General features: G+C 44.4%; 21 protein-coding genes. 14 read left to right on the top strand and 7 right to left on the bottom strand.

Going from position 1 to position 25,716, the window contains the following annotated elements; translation table 11 throughout:
- Nucleotides 1-5: 5 nt before the first annotated feature.
- The 12 genes from KIV41_RS00490 to KIV41_RS00435 all read left to right on the top strand — a co-directional run bounded on the left by KIV41_RS00490 (nt 6) and on the right by KIV41_RS00435 (nt 13,239).
- The gene (locus tag KIV41_RS00490) at nt 6-770 is read left to right on the top strand and encodes a DUF3450 domain-containing protein (protein WP_252041454.1); all 765 of its coding nucleotides are present in this window, start codon (nt 6-8) and stop codon (nt 768-770) included.
- A 3-nt stretch (nt 771-773) separates the two neighbouring features.
- On the top strand, nt 774-2,135 hold the full coding sequence (locus tag KIV41_RS00485) for a MotA/TolQ/ExbB proton channel family protein (protein WP_010445057.1): 1,362 nt from the start codon (nt 774-776) through the stop codon (nt 2,133-2,135).
- A 9-nt stretch (nt 2,136-2,144) separates the two neighbouring features.
- Nucleotides 2,145-2,672, top strand: coding sequence for a MotA/TolQ/ExbB proton channel family protein (locus tag KIV41_RS00480; RefSeq protein ID WP_010445056.1), 528 nt, complete (start codon nt 2,145-2,147; stop codon nt 2,670-2,672).
- Nucleotides 2,673-2,697: 25 nt separating this feature from the next.
- Nucleotides 2,698-3,105, top strand: coding sequence for a biopolymer transporter ExbD (locus KIV41_RS00475; protein ID WP_171356827.1), 408 nt, complete (start codon nt 2,698-2,700; stop codon nt 3,103-3,105).
- A 4-nt stretch (nt 3,106-3,109) separates the two neighbouring features.
- The gene (locus KIV41_RS00470) at nt 3,110-3,742 is read left to right on the top strand and encodes an energy transducer TonB (RefSeq protein WP_010445054.1); all 633 of its coding nucleotides are present in this window, start codon (nt 3,110-3,112) and stop codon (nt 3,740-3,742) included.
- Nucleotides 3,743-3,751: 9 nt separating this feature from the next.
- Nucleotides 3,752-4,975, top strand: a complete 1,224-nt coding sequence (locus tag KIV41_RS00465) for a lipopolysaccharide assembly protein LapB (protein ID WP_285335515.1) — start codon at nt 3,752-3,754, stop codon at nt 4,973-4,975.
- A 335-nt stretch (nt 4,976-5,310) separates the two neighbouring features.
- Nucleotides 5,311-5,934 (top strand): guanylate kinase, encoded by a 624-nt coding sequence (gene gmk / locus KIV41_RS00460; RefSeq protein WP_005430186.1) that lies wholly within the window; start codon nt 5,311-5,313, stop codon nt 5,932-5,934.
- Between the two features lie 215 nt (nt 5,935-6,149).
- A complete protein-coding gene (gene rpoZ / locus KIV41_RS00455; protein WP_005379346.1) occupies nt 6,150-6,422 on the top strand; it encodes a DNA-directed RNA polymerase subunit omega in 273 nt (90 codons plus the stop codon).
- A gap of 39 nt (nt 6,423-6,461) precedes the next feature.
- Nucleotides 6,462-8,582 (top strand): bifunctional GTP diphosphokinase/guanosine-3',5'-bis pyrophosphate 3'-pyrophosphohydrolase, encoded by a 2,121-nt coding sequence (gene spoT / locus KIV41_RS00450; protein WP_038883414.1) that lies wholly within the window; start codon nt 6,462-6,464, stop codon nt 8,580-8,582.
- A gap of 53 nt (nt 8,583-8,635) precedes the next feature.
- Nucleotides 8,636-9,319 carry a tRNA (guanosine(18)-2'-O)-methyltransferase TrmH gene (gene trmH / locus KIV41_RS00445; protein WP_005430068.1) on the top strand — a complete coding sequence of 228 codons (684 nt, stop codon included), beginning with the start codon at nt 8,636-8,638 and terminating at the stop codon, nt 9,317-9,319.
- Between the two features lie 212 nt (nt 9,320-9,531).
- On the top strand, nt 9,532-11,613 hold the full coding sequence (gene recG, locus KIV41_RS00440; RefSeq protein ID WP_285335514.1) for an ATP-dependent DNA helicase RecG: 2,082 nt from the start codon (nt 9,532-9,534) through the stop codon (nt 11,611-11,613).
- A gap of 234 nt (nt 11,614-11,847) precedes the next feature.
- A complete protein-coding gene (locus tag KIV41_RS00435; protein ID WP_285335513.1) occupies nt 11,848-13,239 on the top strand; it encodes a uracil-xanthine permease family protein in 1,392 nt (463 codons plus the stop codon).
- Nucleotides 13,240-13,316: 77 nt separating this feature from the next.
- Here the strand turns inward: KIV41_RS00435 and envZ are convergent, their stop codons facing one another.
- Nucleotides 13,317-14,609, bottom strand: coding sequence for a two-component system sensor histidine kinase EnvZ (envZ, locus tag KIV41_RS00430; RefSeq protein ID WP_038893787.1), 1,293 nt, complete (start codon nt 14,607-14,609; stop codon nt 13,317-13,319).
- A 125-nt stretch (nt 14,610-14,734) separates the two neighbouring features.
- On the bottom strand, nt 14,735-15,454 hold the full coding sequence (gene ompR / locus KIV41_RS00425) for a two-component system response regulator OmpR (RefSeq protein ID WP_005430151.1): 720 nt from the start codon (nt 15,452-15,454) through the stop codon (nt 14,735-14,737).
- A gap of 314 nt (nt 15,455-15,768) precedes the next feature.
- Between ompR and KIV41_RS00420 the strand changes: the two genes are divergently transcribed.
- Nucleotides 15,769-17,766, top strand: a complete 1,998-nt coding sequence (locus KIV41_RS00420; protein ID WP_285335512.1) for a methyl-accepting chemotaxis protein — start codon at nt 15,769-15,771, stop codon at nt 17,764-17,766.
- Nucleotides 17,767-17,839: 73 nt separating this feature from the next.
- On the top strand, nt 17,840-18,337 hold the full coding sequence (gene greB, locus KIV41_RS00415; RefSeq protein ID WP_171356832.1) for a transcription elongation factor GreB: 498 nt from the start codon (nt 17,840-17,842) through the stop codon (nt 18,335-18,337).
- 333 nt (nt 18,338-18,670) lie between these two features.
- Here greB and cadA read toward each other — a convergent pair whose 3' ends face one another.
- From cadA to KIV41_RS00390, 5 genes are all read right to left on the bottom strand, one after another.
- Entirely contained in the window at nt 18,671-20,809 is a 2,139-nt protein-coding gene (gene cadA / locus KIV41_RS00410; protein ID WP_285335511.1) for a lysine decarboxylase, read from the bottom strand.
- A 51-nt stretch (nt 20,810-20,860) separates the two neighbouring features.
- Nucleotides 20,861-22,171, bottom strand: a complete 1,311-nt coding sequence (potE, locus tag KIV41_RS00405; protein WP_138954969.1) for a putrescine-ornithine antiporter — start codon at nt 22,169-22,171, stop codon at nt 20,861-20,863.
- Between the two features lie 558 nt (nt 22,172-22,729).
- Nucleotides 22,730-23,080 carry a hypothetical protein gene (locus tag KIV41_RS00400; RefSeq protein WP_138954968.1) on the bottom strand — a complete coding sequence of 117 codons (351 nt, stop codon included), beginning with the start codon at nt 23,078-23,080 and terminating at the stop codon, nt 22,730-22,732.
- Between the two features lie 1,046 nt (nt 23,081-24,126).
- A complete protein-coding gene (locus tag KIV41_RS00395; protein WP_285335510.1) occupies nt 24,127-24,633 on the bottom strand; it encodes a DUF723 domain-containing protein in 507 nt (168 codons plus the stop codon).
- Nucleotides 24,617-25,051, bottom strand: coding sequence for a hypothetical protein (locus tag KIV41_RS00390; protein WP_285335509.1), 435 nt, complete (start codon nt 25,049-25,051; stop codon nt 24,617-24,619). The genes KIV41_RS00395 and KIV41_RS00390 overlap by 17 nt, the downstream gene beginning before the upstream one ends.
- Nucleotides 25,052-25,716: the final 665 nt, after the last annotated feature.

The raw sequence follows: 25,716 nt of genomic DNA, 5'->3' as shown, positions 1-25,716 counted from the left end.
GCAACATGAAATTTAAGGAATTTGGCCTTAGTGCCATAGCTGCAGCATTGCTTACTATCAGTAGTAGCTCTGTAGCGGCAAACTCAGGAGCAGTTGTTTCAACACAAGCAAAAGCAAACAAATCCTCAGAAGTTTCACAACAAAAGATCGACACTTATTCCGAAAGCACTGAGGGTATGCTTGCGGAATATAAAGGCTTATTACGTCAGGTAGACAGCATGAAAGTCTACAACGAGCAAATCAATCGAATGGTTCAATCGCAACAAGGCGAATTAGATTCACTCAATAACCAGATTGCTCAGATTGACCAAACAGCAACAGAGGTTGTACCTCTAACACTGAAGATGATCGACGCACTAGATGAGTTCGTGACTCTCGACCTTCCTTTCCAAAAAGAAGAGCGCACCAAGCGTGTCAATGAACTGCGTGACCTAATGGATCGTGCAGACGTAACGACTTCAGAAAAATTCCGTAAGGTGATGGAAGCGTATCAAATCGAAGAAGGCTTCTCTCGCTCCATTGAATCTTACAAAGCTAGCCTAGAGCGCAACGGTGAAACCGTGACTTACGACTTCCTACGTATTGGTCGTACTGCGCTTCTGTTCCAATCTCCGGATGGCGGCGAAACAGGCATGTGGAATCAACAAACCCGCCAATGGGAATCACTACCTGAAAGCTACCGTATTGCTGTACAGCAAGGCCTTCGTATCGCTAAGAAGCAAGCGCCACCAGCGCTGATCAAACTGCCTGTATTTGCTGGAGAGGAATAAGAAATGAAAGGATTCAAAACTCTAGCCGCTGGTTTACTAGCGAGCTTATTCATGATTTCTGGTGCACACGCTGAGGCACCGAAGAACTTATCTGAGCTTCTGAAAAACGTAAAGTCAGAAAGCATCGTTGAATCAAAAGAGAACAAAGCTCGCGAAGCCGAGTTCAGAAACAACCGTGACAAGCAAGCTGCACTGCTTCAGCAAGCCCGTAATGAGTTAGCCGCACAACAAGCACTCGGCGATGAACTGAAAGCTACGTTCGACGAAAACGACAAGCAACTTACCGAGCTGACTGAAACACTACGTGTACGTTCAGGCACTTTAGGCGAAATGTTTGGTGTCGTTCGTCAATACGCGGGTGAGTTTAAAGGGCTATTCGCTGCTTCACAAAATGCAGTTCAATTCCCAGAACGTGACGCATTACTTTCAAAACTAGCAGAGAGTAAAGAACTGCCTTCTACGCAAGAACTTGAAGCATTCTGGCACACAATCCTACAACAAGTAGTAGTTTCAGGTGAGACAACAACAGCACCTGCAACTGTTGTATATGGAGAAGGTAAAGAAGCGGTTCGAGATGTCACGCTAGTGGGTGAGTTCAACGCAATCGCAGATGGCAAATACGTAACTTACGTGCCGCAAACTGGTAAGTTTGAAGAGCTATCACGTCAGCCTCGCAAAAACATCACTCGCCTAGTTGGCGGATTTGAAGCTGCAGACGGCACTTACGAACCACTATTTATCGACCCATCTCGTGGTGTGATTCTGTCTCTACTTGTACAAAGTCCTACCGTTCAGGAGCGTATTGACCAAGGTGGCATCGTTGGTTACGTCATCCTAGCTATGGGTGCTGTCGGTGCGTTGATTGCGCTCGCTTGTTACCTACGCCTATTGGTTATCGGTGGCAAAATGCGTAAGCAAGCGAAATCAGACACGGTTATTCCTGGCAACCCACTGGGTGAAGTTATCCAAGCTTACCAAGAGCACAAAGGTGACAACCTTGAAGATCTTGAAGCGAAACTGGACGAGATCATCCTACGTAACGCACCGAGCATTGAACGCTTTATCAGCTCAATCAAACTGTTCGCTTCTGTAGCACCACTTCTAGGTCTACTGGGTACGGTTATGGGTATGATCGGTACGTTCCAAGCCATCACACTATTTGGTACAGGTGATCCGAAGCTAATGGCTGGCGGTATCTCAGAAGCACTTGTTACTACGATGCTTGGTCTGGTTGTCGCAATTCCTCTACTGTTCCTGTACACCATCGTACACAGTAAAGGTCGTCGTTTGGTTCAAACTCTTGAAGAACAGAGTGCAGGCTTCATCGCTCGCTATCAGGAAAAACTGCATAAAGCCGAAAGCTAAGGAGGCATTATGTGGTGGTTAGTTGGAGAACTTGAATCAATTAGGCGCTTCTTGGGAATGGGTGGCGACGTACTTGTCGTCATCTTTATCCTCAGCTTCATGTTGTGGGCAGTATTGCTAGAACGTTGGTTTTACTTCGCTGCCGTCGCTCCAAAAGCAATGAAAAAAGCCGTTAGCTTTTGGGAAGAGCGCTCAGAACATAAAAGCTGGAACGCTAAGATGATCCGACAAGAAATCGTTTCTCGTCAGGATATTGAGAATAAGAAAGGGCTGCCAATCGTTAAGGTACTGATTGCACTTTGTCCCCTACTTGGTCTACTCGGCACTGTTGTCGGTATGATTCAAGTATTCGATATCTTAGCGGTTACAGGTACAGGAAGCCCTCGAGCAATGGCCTCGGGGATCTCAAAGGCAACAATCCCAACATTAGCGGGAATGGTGGCTTCTCTATCAGGACTTTTCTTTAGTACTCGTCTTGATCATTTAGCCAGAGTCACCACGCAGAAGCTTGAAGACAAGCTAAAGCACATTGCCTGAGTAAACGGAATTAGAGGTATAGGTCATGAAGAGACGCTATAGCAGTGATAGCAGCGACGAAGCCGCTATCGATATGACACCGATGCTAGACATCGTATTCATCATGTTGATCTTCTTTATCGTAACAACATCGTTTGTTAAAGAAGCAGGTCTAGAAGTAAATCGTCCTACGGCAAGCTCAGCGCAAACCGTGAAGAAAGGTAACATCATGGTGGCAATTGGTGCTGCTGGAGATGTTTGGGTTGATAAGCGCCGCATCGAAGTCGATGCAGTACGTGCCAACATAGAACGTCTACGCGCTGAAAGCCCAGATGGTGCGGTTGTTATTCAAGCGGATACCGAAGCCAATGCGGGCGTAGTCGTGAAGGTAATGGACCAGATTAAGATGGCAGGTGTAGAAAGCATCTCTATTGCCGCAACGAATAAGGATTAAGCTTATGCGGTATCTGGCCTCAATTGCACTGGCGCTCATTGTCTCCCTTGGGTTGTTCTGGGGGATGGACAAGCTAGTAAACAAAGAGCGCCACGAGCTAGTGTCGAATGATGATCTTCGTATGGTGGAATTCATTCGCATTAAACCGGACGAAAAAATACAGGAGAAGAAACGCCAACTTCCGAAACCACCACCACCGAAACGTCCACCACCACCACCTGAAATGAAGGTGACGTCGACGGTTAAACCAGTAATGGATCAAGTCCCAATGGACATGCCAAAGCTTGATCTACCTGTAAACGTGACGGGGGGGTCTGTATTAGGTCACTACTCTCAAGGCGGTGGTGCACAAATGGCAGGTAGCGGAGGACCAACACCGCTTGCGACATTCCAACCTCAGATGCCTAGAAAGGCAGCTAAGGCTGGCATTGAGAAAGGTGTTGTTTTACTTGAATTCACAGTAAACGCACGAGGTGCAGTTGAGGATATTAAAGTCCTTAAAGAAAAACCTCGCCGTTTAGGCTTAGGAAAGGCAGCAAGAAAGACCGTTTCCAAATGGACTTTCAAACCAAAACTGGTTGATGGAAAACCTGTCAGCACACGCTTGTCCCAAGAGATTGAGTTTTCAACCAACTAAGGAGTCACCATGAAAAGTTTATGGAAAAGCAAAGTGGCTTCTTTAATTCTCCTTGTTGGGGTGGCAGTTGCCACTCCTTCAATGGCGAAGGAAGCACCGCAATTATCCGATCGAACATTCCGCACAGTGAACAAAGTTCAAGAGTTAATTGCGACCGAAAAATACTCAGCAGCAAAAGAAAAGCTGACTAGTGCCTTGGATAGCACAAAGTCAAAGAAATACGACAGAGCCGTCTTACTTCAGCAAACGGGTTTTCTTTACTCTTTACAAGACAACTATGCACAAGCAGCGAAGTACTTTGCAGAGGCACTAAAACTAGATGCTTTACCTGTGCCCGTTGCTCAACAAGTTCGCTACAGCCTAGCTCAATTATATTTGGCTGAAGAGAAATTTAGGTTATCTGTAAAGACAATGAATGAGTGGTTTAAAGTTGCAGAGACAACCAAAGAAAAACCGCAAGCTCATGCTTACATCACTCTAGCTAGTGCATACATTCAGTTGGAAGACTACAGAAATGCAATTCCTCCAACGAAGAAAGCAATATCGATGACTAAGAATCCAAGTGAATCTTGGTATTTGATCCTAGTGGCTTCTCACTACGAGCTAGGTCAGCTGAAGAGTGTGGCAAGTGTACTGAAAACGCTGACTTCTAAATACCCAGATAAAAAGCGTTATTGGATGCAGCTTTCCGGCGTATACATGGAGCTAGGCCAAGAGCGTAACTCACTAGCGGCTCTAGAAGCCGTATATAAAATGGGTAAGCTTGAGGGCGAAAAAGAGTACTTGAGACTTGTTAACTTCTTGGCCTACCAAGGTATCCCTTATAAAGCAGCTAAAACGCTTGAAAGAGAGATGACTTCGGGAAACATAGAGAAGACAAAGGCGAACTATGATCGCTTGGCAAGTTTTTGGCAACAGGCGAAAGAGCTAGATGAATCTATCATCGCATATAAGACGTCTTACGAGATGGCACCATCCGCGAAAACTCAGATTCAAATCGCTCGCTTGATGATTCAAGACAAACAGTATTCACAAGCAACGAGGTTTGCTCATACAGCAGCCTCAGATGCCACAAAAGAACAAAAGGCGGAGCTAGAATACATCCGTGGTATGGCTTTTTTCGAGCTTAAACAGCCTCAAAAAGCACTGCAAGCAATGAAAGGAGCGGCTAAATCACCAACTTTCAAGCCTACGGTAAGCCCTTGGATCAATTTCCTAGAGTCGCAAGGTTAATAGGTACTCATTATTTGCAAGCTAGCAACCCAAGTGGTTGTGATTGCTCCGAAAATTAAGTGTGAGTCAGTCGCACGCCTGGGGAAGTGAGAGCTTCCCCTTTTTTCGTTGTGAATCTGATAGGCTTGAGTGGCCCGCCACTTGATTTAGATCCGACAAGATCAACTGGCAACCCATTAAAGATCGTGATACTCTTCGCCTCCATTTTTCTGGCGGGATTATCACCAATCTCAATCCCTTTGGTGGTGAAACCATCATTGCCAGTGCTATCGTTATTACATTGTCGATACTTTCTCTCGGCACTTACTCAATCCAACCAAAAGTGGAACAGTACAATGGGCAAAGGTACTCTCTATATCGTATCTGCACCTAGCGGCGCAGGTAAATCTAGCTTGATCTCAGCAATGTTGGAACGTAACCCAACATATGCAATGAAAGTGTCTGTGTCTCATACTACTCGTGGCATGCGCCCTGGCGAAGAAAACGGTATCCACTACCATTTCGTTGCAAAAGAAGAGTTTGAAGCTCTGATTGCACAAGGCGACTTCCTAGAATACGCAGAAGTGTTTGGTAACTATTACGGCACATCACGCGTATGGATTGAAGAAACGCTAAACAAAGGCATCGACGTCTTTCTAGACATCGACTGGCAAGGCGCACGCCAAATTCGCGAGCAGATGTCGGAAGCGAAGAGCATCTTTATCCTGCCTCCTTCAAACGGTGAACTAGAACGTCGCCTAAACACTCGTGGTCAAGACAGTGAAGAAGTGATCGCGAAACGTATGGCAGAAGCAAAGTCTGAAATCTCACACTACAACGAATACGACTATGTGATCGTAAACGACGATTTCGACACCGCATTAATGGATTTCAAAGCCATTCTGCGCGCAGAAAGATTGAAGGAAGAAAAACAAGCTGCTAAATATAAAGGCATGCTTGATGCACTTCTAGCAGAATAAAACTGCTGATATCTAAGCGTCTTCTTCGAGCCGGAATTTATAATTCCAACCCGCTTAGATATAAAAATGAATTTTTGCTTCTTTATTACGGTAAGGAAGCTTATATTGCTTATATAGAAAGTCATTGTTGTTACACGTCTTATCGCTAGCAAATACAGCCTTGAGACTGTATACTTTCTCGTCATTCAAAATTTAGTTAACTATTTGGAGTCCTCATGGCACGCGTAACTGTTCAAGACGCTGTTGAAAAAGTTGGCAACCGTTTCGACCTAGTACTGATTGCGGCTCGCCGCGCTCGTCAAATGCAAACTGGCGGTAAAGATGCACTAGTGCCAGAAGAGAACGATAAGCCAACGGTTATCGCTCTACGCGAAATCGAAGAAGGTTTAATTACTAAAGAAGTTCTAGACGCTCGTGAACGTCAAGAACAGCAAGAGCAAGAAGCGGCAGAGCTAGCGGCAGTAAGCAGCATCGCTCACAACCGTTAATTCTGACTTTAGAATTCAACAACCTCCCGGGCCTATAATTTGTATCTATTCGATAGCCTCAAAGACGTTGCCCAAGAATACCTAACAGAGCCTCAAATTGAGGCTCTGCGTCAATCTTATGTGGTAGCAAGAGATGCCCATGAAGGGCAAACCCGCTCTAGCGGTGAACCATACATCATCCACCCCGTTGCTGTAGCCAGAATTTTGGCTGAAATGCGCCTCGATATCGAAACCCTTCAAGCAGCTTTACTGCATGACGTCATCGAAGACTGTGATGTTACTAAAGAAGACCTTGAAGAGAAGTTTGGCAATACCGTGGCAGAGCTGGTTGATGGTGTATCTAAACTGGACAAACTCAAATTCCGCGATCGCAAAGAGGCGCAAGCTGAGAACTTCCGCAAAATGGTACTTGCCATGGTGCAAGACATTCGCGTCATTCTCATCAAGCTAGCTGACCGCACGCACAACATGCGCACGTTGGGAGCCCTACGCCCGGATAAAAAGCGTCGTATTGCCCGCGAAACACTAGAGATCTACTCTCCACTCGCTCACCGTCTTGGTATTCACAATATCAAAACGGAACTCGAAGAACTTGGCTTCGAAGCGCTTTACCCAAACCGCTACCGCGTCCTAAAAGAAGTGGTACGAGCTGCGCGTGGTAATCGTAAAGAGATGATCCAGCGTATTCATAGCGAAATCGAAGGTCGACTGGAAGATGTTGGCTTGAATGCGCGCGTGTTAGGTCGTGAGAAGAACCTGTTCTCCATCTACAACAAGATGAAAACCAAAGAACAGCGCTTCCACACCATCATGGATATCTACGCTTTCCGAGTGGTTGTTGATACTGCCGATACTTGTTATCGCGTTCTAGGCCAAGTACACAGCTTGTATAAGCCGCGTCCTGGTCGCATGAAAGATTATATCGCGGTACCAAAAGCGAACGGCTACCAATCGCTACACACTTCTATGGTCGGCCCACACGGCGTACCTGTTGAAGTTCAGATCCGTACCGAAGATATGGATCAAATGGCGGACAAAGGTGTTGCTGCGCATTGGTCTTACAAAGACAAGGGCGACAGATCTGGCACGACAGCGCAAGTGAAAGCTCAGCGTTGGATGCAAAGCCTACTTGAGCTACAACAAAGTGCTGGTAACTCATTCGAATTCATTGAAAACGTAAAATCGGATCTGTTCCCAGATGAGATTTACGTCTTCACACCAAAAGGTCGTATCGTTGAATTGCCATTAGGCGCAACAGCAGTCGACTTTGCCTATGCCGTACATACTGATGTCGGTAACTCTTGTGTTGGTGCTCGTGTTGACCGTAACCCTTACCCACTAAGTAAGGCACTGAAGAATGGTCAGACAGTAGAAATCATCAGTGCACCAGGTGCTCGTCCAAATGCAGCTTGGTTGAACTATGTTGTAACTTCTCGTGCCCGCACTAAGATTCGTCAAGTGTTGAAGACCATGCGTCGTGAAGAGTCGATTACCTTAGGTCGTCGTCTACTGAATCACGCTTTGGGTCGTCATTCGATTGATTCAATCTACCCAGAAAACATCCAAGAAGTGCTGACTGATCTGCGCCTAGAAAGCGTCGATGATCTGCTAGCAGCCATTGGTTTGGGTGAATTGATGAGTATCGTCATCGCACGTCGCTTATTGGGTGACACTGATGAATTGACCACCACGAGCTCGATTCCAAACGAATCTAACAAGAAACTGCCAATCCGTGGTGCAGAAGGTCTGCTACTGACTTTCGCAAATTGTTGTCACCCTATCCCAGATGACCACATCATTGCCCACGTATCACCAGGTCGTGGTCTTGTGGTACACCGTGAAACGTGTCCAAACGTACGCGGATACCAGAAAGAACCAGACAAATACATGGCTGTCGCTTGGTCTGAAGAGTACGACAAAGAGTTCATTGCTGAACTGAAAGTCGATATGCTCAACAACCAAGGTGCGCTAGCGGAATTGACCAATGTGATTTCGAAAACCGGTTCGAACATTCACGGTCTTTCAACCGAAGAACGCGACGGTCGCTTGTACACCGTTACCGTTCTGCTAACCACCAAAGATCGTGTTCACCTTGCTGGCATAATGCGTAAGATTAAGACCATGCCACAGGCGACTCGAGTCAGACGAAGAAAGAACTAAACTCTATCGCCACCCACACTCTGGGTGGCGATTTTTTTATATCCCTATTTATTATGAATTTAGAACGTTACAACCGCATCCATCAGGTGTTAAAAGCACGCCAAACCGACCTCACCCTGTGCCTTGAAGAAGTTCATAAGCCGAACAATGTTTCCGCCGTGATCCGTACCGCTGACGCAACAGGCTTACACAAAGTTCATGCGATTTGGCCCGACAAAATGCGCACACTGACCCACACCTCAGCAGGGGCGCGCAACTGGGTTGAAGTGGATACTCACGATTCGATTGAAACTGCGATTACCGAGCTCAAAGCGCAAGGCATGCAAGTTCTGGTGACTAACCTTTCGGACACCGCGGTCGATTTTCGTGAAATCGACTACACCAAGCCAACGGCAATCATTCTGGGTAGCGAAAAAATTGGTGCTTCAGAGCAAGCGAAGAAACTCGCAGACCAAGACATCATTATTCCAATGATCGGTATGGTGCAGTCTTTGAATGTCTCAGTCGCCAGTGCTGTGATTCTTTATGAAGCGCAGCGTCAGCGTGAAGCCGCTGGGATGTACGAACGTGAAGAGAGCGCTCTACCAAAAGAGACCATCAACCGCATTCTGTTTGAGCGTGGTCATCCAGTCTTAGCAAAGGTAGCGAAACGCAAAGGGCTAGAATATCCACAACTTGATGACGAAGGCCAAATTGTGGCTGACGAATCATGGTGGAAAGAGATGCAGAAGAAATAAATAGACTCATGAGGCGAGAACGCTTTGCTTCAAGATAACCTCATATCGTCAATCGATATGGCTCTTTCTCGCCTCACTGGTTAAGTTTGTTTCCGCGTTCTCGAATCTCGGAGCGTAAGCGTTCCCACATCCCTTTCTCTAACTTAATCCTGTACAAAAACACAGCTTAGTGGTTAACATACTGCTATGTTAACTATTTTCTTGAGCCCACTATGTCTGCCCAAATGTTATCTGCTGTTCCTTTAACCTCTCTGTCTGGAGTTGGCGCCAAAGTCGCAGAAAAACTCGCCAAAGTTGGCTTGCATAGCGTTCAAGATCTGTTGTTTCACCTTCCTCTTCGTTACGAAGATCGCACTCGCATTTACCCAATCGCCAAACTGCATGCCGGACTTTGGGCGGCGGTACAGGGCAAAGTCATGGCTGTCGATACTACTTTCGGCAAACGCAAAATGCTGACGGTAAAAATCAGCGACGGCAATGGCACGATTACCCTACGCTTTTTTAACTTTACTGCCGCGATGAAGAACAATTTCTCGAATGGTAAGTTAGTACACGCTTACGGTGAAATTAAGCGTGGCGGTATGGGCTTAGAAATTGTTCACCCTGACTACAAGTTTTATGTAAGTGAGCAAAAGCCGGATGTGGAACAGAGCTTAACCCCCGTTTATCCAACCACCGATGGGTTACGCCAAATCACTTTGCGTAACCTGACGGAACAAGCCTTATCACTCCTCGATAAAGCCGCAGTACAAGAGTTGCTGCCTTCCGGTTTGTACGATCACCAGATCACCATGTCGCAAGCGCTGCATACGATTCATCGACCGCCTCCAACCATTAATTTGGATGAGTTTGATGAAGGTAAACACCCAGCTCAAATTCGTTTGATCATGGAAGAGTTACTAGCGCAGAACCTCTCTATGTTGGCAGTGCGCAGCAAAGGACAACAAGATGTTGCATTGCCTTTGGCGTCGTGTGACTCATTGAAAAAGCAGCTACTGGCTCAATTACCTTTCTCACCGACCAATGCCCAAGCACGAGTCGTCAAAGAAATTGAAGCTGACTTAGAGAAAACACACCCAATGATGCGCCTTGTTCAAGGTGACGTAGGCTCGGGGAAAACTCTAGTTGCTGCGCTTGCTGCCGTCAGAGCCATTGAACACGGCTATCAAGTCGCTTTAATGGCACCGACCGAGCTGCTCGCCGAACAGCACGCGATTAACTTCGCCAATTGGTTCGAGAAGATGGGCATTCAGGTCGGTTGGCTTGCGGGTAAATTGAAAGGTAAAGCCAAAGAAGCCGAACTAGCCCGAATTGCCAGTGGTGAAGCGCAAATGGTCGTGGGCACTCACGCTCTTTTCCAAGAGCATGTTGAGTTCCATCATCTTGCTTTAGTCATTATTGATGAACAGCACCGCTTTGGCGTCCACCAGCGCTTAGAACTACGAGAGAAAGGCGCGAAACAAGGCGCTTATCCACATCAACTCATCATGACAGCAACGCCAATTCCGCGAACGTTAGCCATGACAGCTTATGCTGATTTAGAAACATCGGTGATTGATGAATTACCGCCAGGTCGAACACCAATCCAGACGGTCGCAATTCCAGACACCAAACGCGATGATATCGTCGAGCGAGTGCGCAATGCCTGCTTAAACGAAGGCAAACAAGCGTATTGGGTATGTACCTTAATTGATGAGTCTGAAGTCTTGGAAGCTCAAGCCGCTGCTGATACCGCAGAAGAGCTGCAACGTAAACTGCCTGACGTAAAAATTGGTCTCGTGCACGGACGAATGAAGCCCGCAGAGAAGCAAGCGGTGATGCAGGATTTCAAAGACAACAAGCTGCATTTGCTGGTCGCAACGACGGTGATTGAAGTGGGCGTGGACGTGCCCAATTCCAGTTTGATGATCATCGAGAACCCAGAGCGTTTAGGTTTAGCTCAGTTGCACCAGTTGAGAGGTCGTGTTGGTCGAGGTTCAGTGGCGAGCCATTGTGTGCTGCTGTATCACTCGCCACTATCAAAAACTGCGCAAAAGCGTTTAGGCGTATTACGTGAAAGCAACGACGGCTTTGTGATTGCACAGAAAGACTTAGAGATTCGTGGACCGGGTGAGCTTCTTGGTACCAAACAAACTGGCTTGGCAGATTTTAAAATTGCCGACTTAGTGCGAGATCAGCGCTTGATTCCGGAAGTTCAACGCATCGCGCGTTACATTCATGACAACTACCCAACGAATGCGACCGCAATTATTGATCGTTGGTTAGGTGAGCGTGACATTTACTCTAAAGCATAAGAGATTAAGGCGAACAATTTAGTTCGCCTTTTCTTTTTAGCCCAAAGCAAACGTTTGCTTTTTGAATAAATCCCTCTATAATCGCGCTCAAAATTTATGGTGTGCACCTTGTCACATCAAACCAACCTGAGTTGACACTGATTAACAGCAATCACAGGTCATAACGTCAACTCCACCCAGCACTCCCATTCAGCGAGCTCTGGGGCAAGAATTATTGCGACTAGCGAGACAAATATGACAACTTCAAACCGAACTTCGGAACTGGTCTATCAGTTAAACGATCGTCCACCACTACCTCAGACCATTTTTGCTGCACTTCAGCACTTATTGGCGATGTTCGTAGCCGTTATTACCCCCTCTCTGATCATTTGTCAGTCTTTGGGTGTACCTGCTGACCAAACCAACACCATCATCAGCATGTCGCTGTTTGCATCTGGCGTGTCTTCCTTTATTCAAATTCGTACCTTTGGTCCTATTGGCTCTGGCTTGCTTTCAGTGCAAGGCACCAGCTTTAACTTCCTTGGTCCAATCATTGGTGCTGGTCTTTCTCTTAAAGCCGGCGGCGCTGATCTTAACACCATGATGGCAGCAATTTTCGGTACCATCTTGGTCGCGTCTTTTGCAGAAATCCTGCTATCTCGCGTCCTAGAGCACGCACGCCGCATCATTACACCATTGGTATCTGGCATTGTCGTGACGCTTATCGGTCTGACACTTATCCAAGTGGGTTTGGTATCAATGGGCGGAGGCTATGCTGCAATGGGCGATGGCTCTTTCGGTAGCCTAGACAAGTTAGCTCTCGCTGGCACAGTACTTGGCTTGATCGTAATCCTTAACCGTTCAAAGAACCCATACCTACGCGTAGCTTCTATCGTGATTGCAATGCTAGTTGGCTATGTCATGGCGTACTTCATGGGCATGGTCGACACGTCAACACTGGGCGAAACTGACCTCATCGCGCTGCCAATCCCAATGCAATATGGCTTAAGCTTCGACTGGTCGTTGTTTATTCCACTGGTTCTGATTTTCTTCATTACGGCACTAGAAGCAATTGGTGACATCACCGCAACGTCTGAGGTTTCCGGTGAGCCAGTGAAAGGTCCGGTTTACATGAAGCGCATCAAAGGCGGCGTATTGGCTGACGGTCTGAACTCAGCGATTGCAGCAGTATTCAACAGCTTCCCGAACTCTACCTTCAGCCAAAACAACGGCATCATCATGCTCACTGGCGTAGCAAGCCGTTACGTAGGTTACTTCATCTCAGGCATGTTGGTGATTCTGGGTCTGTTCCCGGGCGTGGCAAGCTTTGTTCAGCTGATTCCTGAGCCAGTGCTGGGCGGCGCAACTATCGTGATGTTCGGTACCATTGCCGCAGCGGGCGTACGCATCATCTCTCGTGTCGAACTCGATCGTCGCGCAATCCTAATTATGGCGCTGTCGTTCTCAATGGGTTTGGGCATTGCACAAAAACCAGAAATTCTGCAATTCATGCCTGAGTTTATTAAGAGCATTTTCTCAACAGGTGTGGCAGCAGGCGGCATCACCGCTATCGTATTGAACCTACTGCTTCCAGAGAAACTGGAAGAGGAAGACGAGCTGGTTGCTCAAGAGGTAAAAGAATCCTAACCTTGCCTAGGATGATCGAAAAGCCCAACCAGACTTTGGTTGGGCTTTTTTATTGGAATCAGTTGAGCGAAGAACGCTTACTTGGTTGGGAAACTGATTTGTGCGCTTAACCCGCCTTCACTGCGGTTACGTACCACAACCGAACCAGAATGTTGGCTAACGATACGCTTCACAATGGCTAAGCCCAATCCGGTCCCTTCACTGCCTCGCGCCGTGTCACCACGAGTAAAAGGTTCAAACAGCTTGGCGATTTGCGACTGCTCAATGCCCGGGCCGTTGTCTTCAACGCACACCCACACCAGCTGTTTGTCGGCGGTGACGCCCGTACTGATTTTCACCCAGCCATTACCATAACGCAGTGCATTGACCACAAGGTTACTCACCGCACGTTTGATTGCGATTGGGCTGCCTTTTGCGGTTGGCATCGTAGAGTTGAGGTCAGTTTCAATTTCGACTTCATACCCCCCTTCCGACGTTGCCACATCACTGGTGATGGTATTGATATCCACCTGCTCAAACGACTCTTTATTTACTGGTTTGAGGTAGTCCATAAACTGGCTGATGATCTCGTTACACTCTTCGGTATCACTGATGATGCCTTCGGCTAAGTAACTGTCTTCAGGTGACATCATTTCTGTCGCAAGGCGAATACGCGTCAGTGGCGTGCGTAAGTCGTGGCTGATGCCTGCCATCAGTAGCGCACGATCTTCTTCCAGTTCTTGAATGCCTTTCGACATCTGGTTGAATGCGCGAGTTACAGAGCGGATTTCTGAAGCACCTTTCTCCGGTAACGGCGGCGGAATTTCACCTCGACCGACTCCTTTCGCAGCTTTTTCTAACGCAATCAAAGGTCGGTTTTGTAAACGGATAAACAACCAGCCACCAGCAATGATCAGAAGCGCCATAATCAAGCTATTACGGAACAGCGGTGCAAAGTCTTCTTCTTGCAATTCAGAAAGTGGAATACGAATGATGGAGTTCGGCAACTGATCGATGCGCATCCACAGAATGTAGCTTTCACTGCCAAGCAGCAAACGCACTTCCGTTGGAGAACCGAGCTCTTGCGTCATCTCTTCCGACATCAAATCAATCGACATCGCATGATTGAACTCATTCATCATCTCGCTATCGACGCTGTGTACCGTCACACCCAAGTTTTCTAGCAGTTGATGGCGCAGCGGCGCGTCAGCCTTGAGTAGACCATCTTCATCAAGTACCAGATTCAATTCATGGGCGAGAATTTTGTTGAACTGCTGCAAACTTGGCATCAACGCGTAGTTAAAAACGGCGTAGTAAGAAAAGACTTGGCTAGCGAGAAGCAAAGAGATGAACAGCAGAATGGATTGTGTAAATGAACTTCGGATTCGCATGGAGGATCCCTAATGGACTGTTCCTAATGAACAACATTAATTGCGAGTTTCCAGCCCTCAAACAGGAAAGAGGCTTGAGGGTGGAATATGAACAGCCGAGTATTATCGGCAGGCCTTAGAAGGTATTACGCTTCTTTGCCGTCTGGGACGAACACGTAACCTAAGCCCCATACCGTTTGGATGTAGCGTGGCTTGCTTGGATCGTCTTCTAGCATGCGGCGTAGACGTGAGATTTGAACGTCGATAGAACGTTCCATCGCTGAGTATTCACGACCACGAGCCATGTTCATCAGCTTATCACGCGACATCGGCTCACGAGCGTTGGTCACTAGCGCTTTCAGCACTGCGAATTCACCCGAAGTCAGTGGCATCGCTTCGTCACCACGGAACATTTCACGCGTACCTAGGTTCAGACGGAAGTCTCCGAACTCAACCACTTTCTCTTCCGTGCTTGGCGCACCTGGCAGTTCAACCGTTTGGCGGCGAAGTACTGCTTTAATACGAGCCAGCAGTTCACGCGGGTTGAACGGCTTTGGTAAGTAATCGTCTGCACCCACTTCAAGACCAACGATACGATCAACTTCATCTCCTTTCGCCGTCAGCATAAGAATAGGTAGCATGTTGTTAGCATGACGTAGACGACGACAAATCGATAAGCCATCTTCGCCCGGCAACATTAAATCCAGCACCATAAGGTGGAAGTTTTCACGGGTCAGAAGACGGTCCATCTGCTCGCCGTTAGCGACACTTCTCACCTGAAAACCTTGCTCAGAAAGGTAACGCTCCAATAGAGCACGCAAACGAGCATCGTCATCAACCACTAATATTTTATGATTTTCCTGCATTGAAACATCCTTTCAGAGGCATCTATAGTCAAAAATGTATCACTGTTTTTTCAAACGTGCTTGTGCAAATTGTTACTCTTTTTATCCAGAGCACTATATTTACATGTTCTTGCGTCACATCTCCTGCATCTAATTCATTCAAAAGGCTTATTCAATTCACACCTTCAATCATCCGCAGTACTACGTATTATATCACCCGTATAATAGACAATTAGTTTCTAAGCTCATTTGCTCATAGCAAATTGAAACAAAAGAACATCAATTTCTCACCTGTCGAGAAGCTATTCTGATAATAAGAATGAACAAGGTTGTCTATGCTAAAACGTTTATTTTCTCGCGAAAATCTTGAAAACACCCAATGCCCAAAATCCAATGTAGTTCTTCATTTCTCGGAAAGAGATTTATCGTCGAGCCACCTTCAACCAGCAAGGCTTAACAATACAGCTAAGCTAATCATCGCTTACATTTCTCCTCACTTGGATTTTAAAAATATCAATCAAAAGCTACAACAAGCTCTGCATGGCATCCAACATGTCATAACAGTTCAAACTGCGGGTGAACTAGGTGGGAAAGGCGAGCTATACCATGCAACTGAGGGAAACTGGGACAACATTGTCCTACATTCTTTTTCTGAACAAATACTATTTGATGTCGACATCCACTCCGTTAACTTACATTGTGAAGACATAAAATCAGGAACTCCTACGAGAAGCTCACAACAAAGAATCGAAGCTATAGCTCGAGAAATCAAAGCATTAAACACTAAGTTCACGCCAAATTACTTTGATAGCGTAGCTTTGACTTACTTTGATGGTATTTCTGCCAGTGAAAACTTCTTCATGCAGGCGCTGTATCAAGAAGAAAGATTTCCGTGTTATTTCATCGGTGGCAGTGCAGGAGGAAAATTAGATTTTACCTCAGCAAAAGTAGCTTACAATGGCCAAGAGCAGAACAACAAAGCTCTTATCGCTTTCTTAAAACTGTCGCCAGAGTATCGTTATGGCATATTTAAAACACATAATTTTACTCGCAGTAAGGCGTACTTTACCGTCGCAGAGTTTGACCCAAACCTTCGAGTGCTTAAAAGCTTACTTGCATCTAACTCAAACAAACTTTCTACCCCTGTTGAAGCTCTTTGCCAGTACTTCAACTGTTCTCCCTCCGAATTGTCACAACACTTAACAGGCCATTCTTTCGGGGTAAGTATCAATGATGAGATGTTCATTCGTTCAATTGCTAACATCGACCTAGAGACGGGCCATATTTCATTCTTCTGTGATATGGAGTTTGGGGATCAGCTTCACTTGTTATCCAGTGAAAGTCTAAGCTCGACAACGGCACGCGATTATGAACAGTTCTTACGAGGTAAGCCATCATCACCCGAAGCTATGATTGCTAACGACTGCATTTTGAGAAGACTCAACAACGCGAGTGAACTCAGCCAAGTGCGTTGTTTCAACGATATACCGGTTTCTGGCTTCTCTACTTTTGGTGAATTGCTTGGCGTACATATGAATGAAACCTTAACTGCGCTCGCTTTTTTCAAAGTCGCTAACGGCGAGCGATTTTCGGACACCATTGCGGATAACTACCCCGTGAAATACGCTCATTATCGAGAGCACTTCCTTGCTAGAAAGATCAATAGCAAAGCCTGTATCAACGATATTCAATCCGATCTCATTACGCAGCTCCAGCTTTATCGCCCGCTGCTACAAGATTCAAGCTCGCAACTTGAATCAATTGGTGGAGTATCTCAACAGTCTGCTGCTCACTTAAACGCAATCCATCAACAATTTTCGAAGTTCACTTCGCAGATTGAACAGCAAGCTGCGCATCGCGACACGCTAAAAGAGAGAATTCAATCACTCCAGTTGAGCTCTGAAAAAGTAGTCTCCATCCTAAAAGCTATTTCAGGTATTGCAGAACAAACCAACTTACTTGCTCTTAATGCTGCCATTGAGGCCGCTCGAGCGGGTGAGGCTGGACGAGGGTTTGCCGTAGTCGCCGATGAAGTGAGGGCTCTATCACTCAATACCCAGAAAAGCTTAAATGAAACTGGTGAGACTATAGATAATGTTTCATCTTCTATCACAGATATAGAAAGTTCAGTTCATGACATCAACCAAATCATCTCTCTCATTGTTGAAGAGTCTACACATTTAAGCCAACAGCTTGCAGAGCTAACAGATGCAAGCAACTCATCAGCCGATATGGCTATTAGAGGGGTAAACCAAGCTCAAGAGGCGCAAGTAGAGATGTCAAATATTGACAGTAACATCATGACCCTAGAGCAGTTGAGGAGCATCAGTTAACGAGGCTCGGTATTTACAGCGAGAATCAATTCTCGCTAATATCTTTCCCTTACCGTTAACGAGTGTGCGCTCAATGAAAACCAATTTAATTACCCGTGAAGGCTACAATCGCCTAAAAACCGAACTCGACTTTTTATGGCGAGAAGAACGTCCAGAAGTCACCAAAAAAGTTACTTGGGCAGCAAGCTTGGGCGACCGAAGCGAAAACGCAGATTATCAGTACAACAAAAAACGCCTGCGTGAAATTGACCGTCGTGTCAGATACTTACGTAAGCGCCTTGAGCAAGTCAAAGTGGTGGATTACTCACCTCAGCAGGAAGGCAAAGTGTTTTTTGGTGCTTGGGTGGAAATTGAGAATGAAGCGGGCGATGTGAAGAATTTCCGCATCGTTGGTCCCGATGAAATCTATGGTGATGCAAAAGGCTATATCTCGATTGACTCCCCAATGGCGCGTGCGCTATTAAAAAAAGAAGTCGATGATGAATTCGCAGTAAGAACGCCGGAAGGTTACAAAGAATGGTTCATCAACAGCATTCGCTATCAAGCAGAAGCTTCTATCAAGAAAGATTAATAAAACAAAAGGACAACACAACTTAATAGCAATGAGCATCACGTTAAGGGATGTGTTCACAAATACAATAAGTGAGCTATGTATCCATGTAACACGCCCAGCCTATCATTATGCAACGAATTGTTTTTATTAAACAAAATCAAAGATTTCAATTTACGTATAAAAACTGTGATAGCATTTTTTTTCCACTGGTTTAACGACCAACGCAATATGATTAGTACTCACAGTTGCGTGAATAAACGAAAGCCTTATCGAGCAATCGATAAGGCTTTTTTTCATGGATACAAAAAAACCCAAGCTCAGGCAGCTTGGGTTTTATCTAAAGCTCTCTTGTTATTGTTTAATAACTTTTACAGTGTACGAACCGTCATTTTGGCGATAAGCACCATGAATATCAGTCTCAAAGCCCGGATAGTGGGCACCAATATCACAGAGCATTTGTAGGAAATCTAGAATTGCGCGAGATTCTTCAGTAATCATCTCGCCAGGTAGCACCAAAGGCACACCCGGTGGATAAGGAAGAATCATGTTAGCGTTAATTTTGCCAACCATATCTTTCATGTTCACTTCTTCAATCTCACCAGCTAGTTCACACTGCCAAGCGTTATAAGGCGTCATTTCTAAATGAGGAAGAACGTCAAACGCACTGAACATCAACTCAGGCAAGTCGTAACGACAAATTAGCTGGTGGATACCACGAGCAAGTTCTTGGATACGCATGCCATTGTAGAAACTTGGAGACTCTTCGTATAGAGAAGGAATCATATCTTTAATTAGCATGTTGTTGTCGTAACTAACCTTGAACTCTTGAAGAGCACGAAGCAATTGAAGCGCTTTTGTATCATCTACACCAATAGAGAATAAGAACAGAACGTTGTAAGGACCTGTTTTCTCAACAACGATTCCACGTTCATCCAAGAACTTAGACACTAAAGAGGCAGGGATGCCGGATGCTGACAAGTTACCATTAGTATCTAGCCCAGGTGTAAGCAAAGTTACTTTGATCGGGTCTAAGTACATGTGGTCATCATCGATATCCTTGAAGCCATGCCAATCGTCTTTAGGGTCAAGCTTCCAACATTCTTTAGTATCGATGTTGTCTGGCTGCCATGGCTTGAAGAACCAAGATTCTGAATTATCGTATAGTTTCTTGATTGCTTTACGGAAACGGACTGCGCGGTTAATCGACTCGTCCATTAGGCGTTTACCAGTGTTGCCCTTCATCATCGCTGCTGCGGTTTCAGTTGATGCAACAATACCATATTGAGGTGACGTGGACGTGTGCATCATGAACGCTTCGTTAAAGGACTCAACTTCGATTTCGCCTTTAACGTGAATCATTGATGCTTGAGAGAACGCTGCTAAAAGCTTGTGAGTAGATTGTGTTTCATAGAACACTTTACCCTTCATAGCGTCGCCGCTCATACCACACTTGCCTTTGTAGATAGGGCTGAAGTTAGTATAAGGAACCCAAGCAGAATCAAAGTGGATGAAACCACAATCTAGTGTTTGTTTGATGTAGTCCGTATTGTATAACAAGCCATCGTAAGTTGAGTTCGTCACTACTGCATAGTTTGGAAGTCGGCTAAAGTTGCTAGCTTTCAGTTTCTCACCGATAACTGGAGCTGTGAATTCTGACTTAGGAATACCACCAAGAATACCGTAAGCATTACGCGTAGGGCGAAGATAAACGGGTTTAACATCACTCATCATTAGTAGGTGAGTAAGTGACTTATGGCAGTTACGGTCGATAAGAACCGTGGAGTTAGCTGGCGCAGAGTACATACCTACAATCTTGTTCGCTGTAGATGTACCGTTGGTTACGATATAAGAGTGGTCTGCGTTAAATACATCCGCGATATACTCTTCAGCTTCCTTATGTGGACCAGAGTGATCTAGCAAAGAGCCTAATTCAGGCATAGACACTGAAACGTCTGCTTTGAATGTGTTCTCACCGTAGAAGTCATAGAACATGCTTCCAGCAGGGCTCTTTTGGAATGCAGTGCCCCCCATATGACCCGGAGTACAGAAAGTGTATTTACCTTCTTCAACATAGTTAAACAACGCCTTTGTGAATGGAGGCATGATCACGTCTTTGTATGTGTCTACTGCTTGGCTTATTTTCAAAGCAATGTCAGAACCAACCCCTGATGCGTATTCAAAGAAATGAACGTTAGAAGAAAGATCTTTACAAGCAATAGTACTGATAGTGTCTTTGCTAGAAAACACGAAGCTTGGCAGAAACTCATTTAGTTCTTCAATCTGCTTAACAAGCTCTGAGCCATGTTCATCAATATCAAATAGGGCACCACCGATGCGAGGGTTTTCTGCGATAGCAGAAAGCATATCTTCTTTGCTACTTGCGAATTGGATTACAAACTCGTGTTCGCTTAAAGCAGATTTCAAGTCCGAAAAAGCGTTAGTTTTCTTAAGAGACTGCTTACAACAGTCAAGCACTACAAGAATTCTCATTTTTTATTCTCTTTGGTAGGCCACCAAACTAGTGGCCATCGGTAGGGGGAGTTATTGGTAAACCACGTTTTCGTGGTATTTAGCGATGAAGCCGTATGCAGTCCAACCAAAGAAGGTCACGATACCGCCCCACATCATTGCTTCGTATCCAGAACCATATAGCGCGTAGAAGCTGTAAACGGCACCGATAAAGGCAAGTGTGTTTGTACGTTTTGCTTTCGCTGCTGGGACTTTTGCAAGATCTTGGATGATAAAGATCGCAGCCATACAGAGGATGTAAGGGATGAGGTTTGTAACTACTGCAAGATTAACGATGGCTTCAAACTGAGCATTAAGGTCTGGGCTGATTGTCATTAACGACATAAGCGTTTGAACGATAGCCAAAACGATCATACCTTTGATAGGTGCGCCACGCTCACTAACAGAAGAGAATAGTGAAGGGAACATTTTCTCGTCTGCAGAATCTTTGAAAGATTGAGCCACTGTAAACTGCCAACCAAGCAACGAACCAGCACAAGCAACAACAGATAGGAACGCTACAGCTTTACCTGCCCATCCACCAAGTAGTTGAGACCATACAAGTGCAAAAGGAGCTGTAGATTCAGCAAGAGCCGCGTTATCTACGATACCGGCACAAACGTTAGTTGAAAGTATGTATACAACTGCAGCACCAAGAGTACCGCCAAGAACAGCAATAGGTACGTTCTTCTCTGGATTCTCTACAGCAGAAGAGTTGGCACAAGCTGACTCAAGACCAAGGAACGCCCATAGCGTCATAGCAATTGATGCTGAAACACCTTCCACGAATGGCAGGTTATGTGGGTTCCAAGCGGCAATGTACATATCAACATCGAACCAAAACCAACCAACAACAGACAGTGTTACGACTGGGATAATTACGCCCCAAACAGTAATGCCGCCGATAGCACCTGTGATTTTTGCACCACCAAAGTTGGCTAGGGTAGTAATCCACACAATTGCAATTGCACAACCCGTTATCTCAAGTGGGCTGAAAGCCACCTCTAAGAACTCTTGAAGGTAACCCACACAAGTAATCGCAATAGCTACGTTAGCTATTACAAGGGAAATACTGTATGTGAATGAACACATGAAAGCGCCTGACTTTCCGAAGGCATATGATGTGTAACCACTCATCCCACCAGAACGCTTAGAAAAACGGCCACACATAGCGAATACATACGCAAGCGCTAGAGAACCAAGAGCTGTAACAATCCAGGATAGGATTGACATTGTGCCGACCTGAGCCAGCTTGGATGGGAGCATAATTATACCTGACCCCATCATGTTTACCGCAGTTAACACTGTCAACTGAGTAACACTCATCTTATTGCTATTAGACATTTGTTTTTCCACTTTCACTATTAATAGTTTTAGAGACTGGTTATTTGATAAGTTAATTTTCTATTAACACCTTTGTAATTAATAGAAAACCTCCAATTAATAAATCAATAATTAGAATTTATTTGAATTAAATTTTGATTTTTATATTTCGCAAATCATTTAATTAAAATAATCACTCAACAGAATTTAAAAATTATCATCGTGTTTTTTACGTTTAAAAAAATCGGAGGAAATTTGAGGGTATTTAGACAACTCTTGAAACTGGAAAAAAATCATTAGTAAAGATGTGATTGAATTAATGTTTTTTTTGTTGTTAAAAAGGTATATAGTCACCACAAGACCAAACCTTTAAAAGCAAAAACTTAAATTTCAATTTGATTTGTTAGATTACAAACATTTAACCAAATTAATAATAAGAACTTTTGTTGTAACATTTGATTAAACAGATAATGATAACCAACTTCTATTATTTACTCATAAAATAATAATATTTTTAGTTTAGTTGAAAGTTGAAGATATTTTAAAGAAACAAAAATGCCACCATAGTGGTGGCATTTTCTAGTAAATTGGCAGGTTACTTATGAGGTCTAGATGTAAACCTATCAATGGTATCTCGCGTTCAAATCTGACCATTTCAGATTCAAGATATAATGGTTCCGAATCTTTTAAAATCCTAATTGCTATAGCGAATGGAATATTATTAGAGTATACAACCCACATCTCTGTCGTTTCTTCTCTATCTAAATCATGTAGCTGCAGCAAGTACTTAGCATTGTAATCCCCAAATGTTGCATCCACTTCTTCAAAGAAGATGCTATCAAAACCAAGCTGGCTCCGCTGATTGATTATATAGTGTGCAAATGTGGCGTGTAAGGAGGAAAATCCGGCAATTTTAGTTAGTGGTGTCATGTTAATGATCCCGTATTTTTGATCGTCGGTCAGATGTTAGACTGCGGTTGGTAAGGCTTGATGCGGTGCTGTTTACACACAAATGGCAAGTATTCTTTAGCTTACTTTTCTTGGGACGTTCTGAGGGTGATTTAACCAGTCTGCATTTTCTGCACAGAAACATACCCATTTGCTCTGGGGAGTGAGGGCTATGTCGAATCAAACAGGCATCATCGAGATAACCAAACTTAGTATAGTAATTAGGAAAGTCAGCTTCCTTGGCACATCCCTGTAGAATTTCGGCCATGTCTTTGAATTGAACAGATGGGTCTTTCCCTATCTGACTACATTTGTTAACTACTGCAGAGTAAAGACCAATTTCGGAAAAACCATTTCGACTTAATCCGTTCACAACTCGAGCATAAGCGCAAAGTCCAATATGCGTTTGAGTAGCCTTAGCAAGCAAAGATATGTTGGGAATTTCAATCATTTTTTTTTACCGTATGAAGATAATGTTCGCACTCAGTCCACCAGCGTAACTTTCTTAATAACGCGTCAAGTTCCTCCCTTTTTTCTATTCCTAACTCAGATATCACTTCATTGGGAGGCATCAAGCTTAGTAATTCCGCAAGGGATCTAGCTTTTCCGAGACGGTACCTAAAAATAATTGTTTCAAGCACGGTAATGGGCCATAGCATATATACATCTCGAAAATACCTTTCTCTATTCCCTCGATTCTTTGTGAATGAAAATTGGTGCAAGAATTGGTAGTGAAGAGATATGGAAATACTAATCGTGAAATACACGATAGATGCAAGAGCTGAGTTGAAATCATATAACAACCAACAAGACTCTCCGGCAACAGCACCAACAGTAATAAGCTTCAATGTATTTTCAAACATATAGGGACCGAACGTTTCTTAAGTATGCTCTCGTATTAATTAAGCATTTGACTAAAAAGCTAACAAACCTAACCTAAGGTTTGCTCATTTAGTTCTTCAGCATTTATAGACAACTTTTCATTTTTATAAGTAGTAACTCGCTTACAGACTATATTCATGTCTGTATTAACTACTTTCACAATCGGGGCAGCCAATCTCTTGTTGGATATGCATTGTAGGAGTAATGTGAAAATCCCCATGCAAGGGACAAGTAATCACAACTTTCTTTTTATTGTTCCTAAACTTTGTTTTGGAATAGTCATATCTATTTCCATGGACTGCTTCACCAATTAGTACGAGACTTTCTGTACATATGACTTTATTAGATTCAGACGCGCACTCAGGGCAACCGTCGCCACTTTTCATGACATAAGTAGCGTAGCTCTTGAAGTCACGCAGGTGCTTTTTGCAAGTGAGTGTTACTTCACATTGGGTATTCGTATATCTAGTAAGACTGAACTTAAATCTATCAGGCCATTTGTGCTCTAAACGACGAACAAAGCCGTTTGTCAGCTCGCGAACTTTATGTTCATATTCACTTGATGTAGTACAAGACTCATAGACTTTAACTAGCACTCCCGTCTCGTTGTCCCTATATGTTTCAACCAGATAACTATCAATGTTTAAAGACATCTGAACCACCTGTCATGCGCTTTTGGCCAAATGGAATGGAAACAGATTCTTCAAAGCTCCACCCGTCTCTCAGTCGTTTTGATATGACGGTGTGGCTTAAGAAGTGTTGGTTGTTTTCCTTAACGAAAGCCTTGAAATCGTGATACTTCTTTCCAAATGCTATGAAAGAATCAGTACCTTTACTCTTTATCTGGAGAGGTATAATCGGGGTTGTATGACATGACGCCTTTGACGATCTTGAACGAACCACCAACTCTTCTAAGCTGCATGACTTAGAAATGTTTAAGGATGATGACAACAGAAGATACTTGTCTTTCTTAACCTTACCTTCATGTCTCTCATAAAATCGCTTTATGGTAAGAGATGGGTCAGCCTTCTTCTCTAATTCCCATAATAGTAAAGTGGATTTAAAGTCCATATTTATACCTCCACTAGCTCGGATGTGAAGTAATGGTATGACGCTGGGATTGAATCATTTGAAACAACAGAACACATATCGGGATATCTTCTGACGAGATATCTGGAGTCCAACATTAATCTTTCCATCGAATTGAAAGAACTACAGCACCAAAATACTTTGTCTGCAGCGTAATCGCTCCAACCCAGCTTTCTCTCCAAATAAGATCGGAGAGCGTACTGATCAACTTTATAGCCACTCGTTACGCACTGATAAAAAACCCTAGAAAGTAGGTGACTGTATGCATCACTAAATCCATGATGGCAGGCAGACTCAACGTAAATGAGAAACAGCTTAAGTGCGGCCTTACTAAGAAGAATTTCCTCTAAGTCAAACAAAGTCGCTATGAAGTCTTCTCGATTTGGATTTTTACCATTCTGATAGAGACCTGTTGATACGGTCATATTGACACCCTGATTGCATAATAAACAACGAATGGGTGAGGATGATACTGAGCAAACTCTCCAAAAAAGTGATCAGAGAACACCTATTGATTGAGTCATTTATTAGTTTTGAAAAGTTAGAACAAGATTCCGCAATTCAAAATTTGATTGGAATTTCCAGTCTAAAAGTGATAGGAGAAAAATCGACCAAATCAGATGAACAAACCATATGCACTAAATTAA

Source organism: Vibrio sp. D401a, from assembly GCF_030248515.1.
In the GTDB taxonomy this organism is placed as follows: Bacteria; Pseudomonadota; Gammaproteobacteria; order Enterobacterales; family Vibrionaceae; genus Vibrio; species Vibrio rotiferianus.
Note: the sequence above shows the minus strand (reverse complement) of the source record. Positions and strands in the feature narration are given on the sequence as shown.

What these genes read in the sequence shown, in the direction of transcription:
- KIV41_RS00435 (WP_285335513.1), top strand. Translation starts at nt 11,848, where the DNA reads ATGACAACTTCAAACCGAACTTCGGAACTGGTCTATCAGTTAAACGAT.
- potE (WP_138954969.1), bottom strand. Translation starts at nt 22,171, where the DNA reads ATGTCTAATAGCAATAAGATGAGTGTTACTCAGTTGACAGTGTTAACT.
- KIV41_RS00400 (WP_138954968.1), bottom strand. Translation starts at nt 23,080, where the DNA reads ATGACACCACTAACTAAAATTGCCGGATTTTCCTCCTTACACGCCACA.
- trmH (WP_005430068.1), top strand. Translation starts at nt 8,636, where the DNA reads ATGAATTTAGAACGTTACAACCGCATCCATCAGGTGTTAAAAGCACGC.
- KIV41_RS00485 (WP_010445057.1), top strand. Translation starts at nt 774, where the DNA reads ATGAAAGGATTCAAAACTCTAGCCGCTGGTTTACTAGCGAGCTTATTC.
- rpoZ (WP_005379346.1), top strand. Translation starts at nt 6,150, where the DNA reads ATGGCACGCGTAACTGTTCAAGACGCTGTTGAAAAAGTTGGCAACCGT.
- KIV41_RS00470 (WP_010445054.1), top strand. Translation starts at nt 3,110, where the DNA reads ATGCGGTATCTGGCCTCAATTGCACTGGCGCTCATTGTCTCCCTTGGG.
- KIV41_RS00480 (WP_010445056.1), top strand. Translation starts at nt 2,145, where the DNA reads ATGTGGTGGTTAGTTGGAGAACTTGAATCAATTAGGCGCTTCTTGGGA.
- recG (WP_285335514.1), top strand. Translation starts at nt 9,532, where the DNA reads ATGTCTGCCCAAATGTTATCTGCTGTTCCTTTAACCTCTCTGTCTGGA.
- KIV41_RS00390 (WP_285335509.1), bottom strand. Translation starts at nt 25,051, where the DNA reads ATGGACTTTAAATCCACTTTACTATTATGGGAATTAGAGAAGAAGGCT.
- cadA (WP_285335511.1), bottom strand. Translation starts at nt 20,809, where the DNA reads ATGAGAATTCTTGTAGTGCTTGACTGTTGTAAGCAGTCTCTTAAGAAA.
- KIV41_RS00475 (WP_171356827.1), top strand. Translation starts at nt 2,698, where the DNA reads ATGAAGAGACGCTATAGCAGTGATAGCAGCGACGAAGCCGCTATCGAT.
- ompR (WP_005430151.1), bottom strand. Translation starts at nt 15,454, where the DNA reads ATGCAGGAAAATCATAAAATATTAGTGGTTGATGACGATGCTCGTTTG.
- greB (WP_171356832.1), top strand. Translation starts at nt 17,840, where the DNA reads ATGAAAACCAATTTAATTACCCGTGAAGGCTACAATCGCCTAAAAACC.
- KIV41_RS00420 (WP_285335512.1), top strand. Translation starts at nt 15,769, where the DNA reads ATGCTAAAACGTTTATTTTCTCGCGAAAATCTTGAAAACACCCAATGC.
- KIV41_RS00490 (WP_252041454.1), top strand. Translation starts at nt 6, where the DNA reads ATGAAATTTAAGGAATTTGGCCTTAGTGCCATAGCTGCAGCATTGCTT.
- KIV41_RS00465 (WP_285335515.1), top strand. Translation starts at nt 3,752, where the DNA reads ATGAAAAGTTTATGGAAAAGCAAAGTGGCTTCTTTAATTCTCCTTGTT.
- KIV41_RS00395 (WP_285335510.1), bottom strand. Translation starts at nt 24,633, where the DNA reads ATGTCTTTAAACATTGATAGTTATCTGGTTGAAACATATAGGGACAAC.
- envZ (WP_038893787.1), bottom strand. Translation starts at nt 14,609, where the DNA reads ATGCGAATCCGAAGTTCATTTACACAATCCATTCTGCTGTTCATCTCT.
- gmk (WP_005430186.1), top strand. Translation starts at nt 5,311, where the DNA reads ATGGGCAAAGGTACTCTCTATATCGTATCTGCACCTAGCGGCGCAGGT.